The 4,254-nt window shown below is 68.5% G+C and carries 5 protein-coding genes; 3 read left to right on the top strand and 2 right to left on the bottom strand.

The features are described 5' to 3' along the window. Positions 1-667 (top strand): pyrroline-5-carboxylate reductase (gene proC / locus AB4Y84_RS14775; RefSeq protein ID WP_442250352.1); only part of this gene is annotated, 667 nt, incomplete at its 5' end. Positions 668-721: 54 nt separating this feature from the next. Here proC and AB4Y84_RS14770 read toward each other — a convergent pair. Beyond that, a complete protein-coding gene (locus AB4Y84_RS14770) occupies positions 722-1,597 on the bottom strand; it encodes a LysR family transcriptional regulator (RefSeq protein ID WP_442243888.1) in 876 nt (291 codons plus the stop codon). Between the two features lie 98 nt (positions 1,598-1,695). Here AB4Y84_RS14770 and AB4Y84_RS14765 point away from each other — a divergent pair, with 98 nt between their 5' ends. After that, positions 1,696-2,298 carry a short chain dehydrogenase gene (locus AB4Y84_RS14765; protein ID WP_165376438.1) on the top strand — a complete coding sequence of 201 codons (603 nt, stop codon included), beginning with the start codon at positions 1,696-1,698 and terminating at the stop codon, positions 2,296-2,298. Positions 2,299-2,335: 37 nt separating this feature from the next. Here the strand turns inward: AB4Y84_RS14765 and soxR are convergent, their stop codons facing one another. After that, positions 2,336-2,770: a redox-sensitive transcriptional activator SoxR gene (gene soxR / locus AB4Y84_RS14760; protein ID WP_032951587.1), complete on the bottom strand. Its 435-nt coding sequence runs from the start codon at positions 2,768-2,770 to the stop codon at positions 2,336-2,338. A gap of 88 nt (positions 2,771-2,858) precedes the next feature. On the opposite strand from soxR, the gene AB4Y84_RS14755 reads away from it, so the two are divergent. After that, positions 2,859-4,220, top strand: a complete 1,362-nt coding sequence (locus AB4Y84_RS14755) for an MFS transporter (protein WP_442250351.1) — start codon at positions 2,859-2,861, stop codon at positions 4,218-4,220. Positions 4,221-4,254 lie beyond the last annotated feature (34 nt).

Genomic DNA, 4,254 nt, shown 5'->3' with positions numbered 1-4,254 from the left:
GACCCACGACAACGCGGCCGCAGCGGCGGCGCAGGGCAGCACGTGGCTGCTGGCGGTGAAACCGCAGGTGCTGCGCGAGGTCTGCCAGTCACTGCAGGTGTTGGCGCAGGCACAGGAGCCGTTGGTGATCTCGATCGCCGCCGGCATCACCAGCCCGCAGCTGCAGCGCTGGTTGGGTGGCACGCTGCCGGTGGTGCGCGCGATGCCCAACACCCCGGCCCTGCTCGGTGCCGGGGTCACCGGCCTGTATGCCACGCCAGCGGTGGATGCGCAGCAGCATGCACAGGCCGAACGCGTGCTGGCCAGCGCGGGACGCACGGTGTGGATCGATGACGAAGCGCAGATGGATTCGGTCACCGCCGTATCCGGCAGTGGCCCGGCCTATGTGTTCCTGCTGGCCGAAGCAATGGAAGCGGCCGGCATCGCACAAGGCCTGCCTGCAGAAGCGGCGCGCACGCTGGTGGTGCAGACACTGCTGGGTGCCTCGCGCATGCTGGACGAAGCCGGTGAAAGCCCAGCCGAACTGCGGCGCCGGGTGACCTCCCCCAACGGCACCACCCAGGCGGCGATCGAGAGCTTCCAGGCCGGCGGGTTTGAAGCATTGGTGGAAAAGGCACTGCGTGCCGCGCAGGTGCGTGGGCAGGAACTGTCTGCGGCCAATGATTGAAACAGGTGTGCCGCCCAACGGTCGGCACCCACCGCCATCCACGCATGCGTGGATCTACGTGCCCAGCCTGGCGATGACGAAATCAACGAAACACTGCAGCCGCGGTCGGGGGCGACGGTCGGGCAGGTAGATCAGGTGCATCGGCCGTGGCTCGGGCAGATAGTCGCGCAGCAGTGGCTTCAATCGTCCCGCTGCGATTTCGCCGGCAAGCAGCGCGGTCGGCTGCAGCACCAGGCCCGCGCCCGCCACGGCTGCTTCGCGGAGCGCGTAGCCGTCATTGCTGGTCAACCGCGCTTCCCAATCGACCTGTTCGCCATTGGCCAGCTGCCAACCGTGACCGCCGCGCCAGGCCAGGTGGCTCAGGCAATCATGTCCTTCAAGATCGGCGGGCGTGCGCGGCGTACCACGGCGGCGCAGGTACGACGGTGATGCACACAGACTCATCGCATACGGCGGCAGCGGCCGCGCCACCAGTTCCTGCGACGGCAGCGGACCGACGCGGATGGCTGCATCGAAGCCATCCTCGATCAGGTCGATGCGGCGATTGCTCAGGTCCAGCTCGAGGTTCAGCAGCGGCTGTGCCCGCAGCAGATCGCTCAACACGGGAGCCAGCACGCAGCTGCCCCAGGTGGTCGGCGCACTGACCCGCAACAGCCCGCGTGGCTGCACCTGCAGCCCGGCCACGTCCGCCTCGGCCTGCTGCACCTGTTCCAGCACCTGCCGGCAACCGGCCAGATAGGCAGTGCCGGCTTCGGTCAGGCGTTGGCGACGGGTGTTCCGCTGCAGCAGCGCGGTGCCCAAGTGCGCTTCCAGCTGCTGGATGTACTTGCCGACCATCACCGCCGAGACCTGCAGGTGGCTGGCGGCAGCGGAAAAACTACCGTGCTCGGCCACGGCGACGAAGGCCTGCATGCAGCGCAAGGTATCCATTGCAAACCCATGGTTAGGAATATGCGAATCATACGCCGCTTACCAAACCAGCCGGTGACAGCGCAGACTGCGTCCATCCCCTCTCGCAAGGAACTGTCATGAAGATCCTTCTCGTCGGCGCCAGCGGCACCCTCGGCCAGGCGGTCGCCCGCCACCTGGGCCAACAGCACGACATCCTCGCTGCAGGCCGCCGCAGCGGCAGCCTGCGCGTGGACCTCACCGACGACGCCAGCGTGCGCGAGCTGTTCGCGCAGACCGGCCCGGTCGATGCGGTGATCTCCACCACCGGCAAGCTGCATTTCGGCCCGTTGCAGCAGATGACACCCGAACAGTTCAACGTCGGCCTGCAGGACAAGCTGCTCGGCCAGGTACGCCTTGCACTGGCCGCGCAGCACCATCTCAACGCTGGCGGCTCGATCACCCTGACCAGCGGCATCGTCAGCGCGCAGCCGATCCGCGATGGCGCCAATGCCACCGCCGTCAACCATGCACTGGAAGGTTTCGTGCGGGCGGCGGCGCTGGAACTGCTGCCGCGCGGGCTGCGCATCAACGTGGTCAGCCCGAACGTGCTGGTGGAATCGATGGAAGCCTACGGCCCCTACTTCCCCGGCTTTGAAGCGGTAACCGCACAACGCGCGGCGCTGGCCTTCCAGCGCGCGGTGGAAGGCATCCAGAGCGGCGAAACCATCACCGTCTGGTAACGAGCGTGCCGACCAAGGTCGGCACCCACCAGCACGGTCAGCCCCAGCGCATCGGGCCGTCGCCGCGCTCACCGAGCACGTCATCCGGGTTGGCCAGGCGGCAGCGCTTCAGTGACAGGCAACCGCAGCCGATGCAGCCGGTCAGCTCGTCGCGCAGCAGCTGCAACATGTGGATGCGTTCCTCCAGCTCCACCTGCCAGCGTGCCGACAGCTTGGCCCAGTCGGCCTTGGTCGGCGCCCGCCCCTGCGGCAGGCTCTCGAACGCACGCGCCACCGCTTCCAGCGGCATACCTACCCGTTGCGCCACGCGGATCACCGCCAGCCGGCGCAGCACGTCGCGGGCGTAGCGGCGCTGGTTGCCCGACGTGCGCAGGCTGCTGATCAACCCCTTGCGCTCGTAGAAATGCAGCGCAGAGACCGCCACGCCGCTGCGGCGGGCGACATCGCCGACGCTCATGTCCTGTGCCAGCATCGATTGACCTCAACTTTGGTTGAGGTGGCATGCTGCTACCATCGCCGCCAGATGACAAGCGCGGCCCGTCCGCCCCCGCAGGAACCCGATGCCCTCCCCCGCTGCCACGGCCGATCCGGTCGACTCCTCCATCCTGTCCGCGCGCTACCGCGCCACCACCCTGGGCATGGTCGCCCTGGTCTCCCTGCATGCCTTCGAGGCACTGGCGGTGGCCGCAGCAATGCCGACCGTGGCCGAGGCCCTGGACGGCCTGCGCTTGTATGCGTTGGCCTTCGGCGGCACCTTGGCCACCAGCGTGATCGGCATGACCCTGGCCGGCCGCTGGGCCGACCGCCACGGCCCCGCACGCCCGCTATGGTGGGGCCTGGCCTGCTTCGTGCTCGGCCTGCTGCTGGCGGGCTTCGCCCTGCGCATGGGCATGCTGGTGGCCGGACGCCTGCTGCAGGGCCTGGGCGCAGGCGCCATTTCGGTGTCGCTGTATGTGATGGTCGGCCGGACCTATCCCGAGCATCTGCGGCCGAAGGTCTTCGCCGCGTTCTCTGCCGGTTGGGTGGTGCCGTCGATGATCGGCCCCGCGCTGAGCGGTGTGATCGTGCAGCATCTTGGCTGGCGCTGGGTGTTCCTGGCGGTGCCGCTGCTGGCGATACCGGCCGGCCTGCTGCTGCGACCGGCGCTGGCGCGCATGCAGGCTGCAGCCACGGATGTTGCCGATGATGGCCGCAGCAACATCGTGCGTTGGGCCAGCGGCGCCTCCCTGGCTGCCCTGCTTCTGTATCTGGGCGGGCAACAACAGGGCGTACCTGCACTGCTGTGCATCAGCGTGGCGATGCTGGCGCTGCTGTTCTGCGTGCATCGCCTGTTGCCCGCCGGCACCCTGCGCCTGCGCCGTGGCCTGCCCAGTGTGATCGCATTGCGTGGTGTGGCCGCTGCCGCGTTCYTCGCCTGCGAGGCCTACCTGCCCCTGCTGCTGCAGCGCGAGCGTGGGCTGTCACCCAGCTGGGCCGGTGCAGTGCTGAGCCTGGGCGCGCTGGGCTGGTTCACCGGCTCGTGGCTGCAGGGTCACCAGCAGCGCGGCTGGTCGCGGCAGCAACTGCTGCGCGTGGGCACACCGCTGATGACCGTGGGCATCGGCGCGACGCTGGCGGTGCTGTTCACTGCGGTGCCACTGACGGTCGCCCTGGTCGGCTGGACACTGACCGGCTTCGGCATGGGCATGATCTACGCCAGCCTGTCGGTGCTGACGCTGTCACTGTCACCACCACACGAACAGGGTGCGAACACCTCGGCCCTGCAGTTGAGCGAAGCATTGTCGGTGACCACCGCACTGGCGGTATCCGGCGCGCTGTTCGCACTGTTCGTGGAAAGCGCCCCGCATACCGGTTACATCCTGTGCCTGGCCATCACCCTGGGCCTGGCGGTGTTCGCCACGGTGATCGCACGGCGGGTGTAGACGCCCCGGATAGCGGACGTTGCCGGCCAACGGC

It is taken from the genome of Stenotrophomonas sp. 2YAF22 (assembly GCF_052114665.1).
In the GTDB taxonomy this organism is placed as follows: Bacteria; Pseudomonadota; Gammaproteobacteria; order Xanthomonadales; family Xanthomonadaceae; genus Stenotrophomonas; species Stenotrophomonas indicatrix.
Note: the sequence above shows the minus strand (reverse complement) of the source record. Positions and strands in the feature narration are given on the sequence as shown.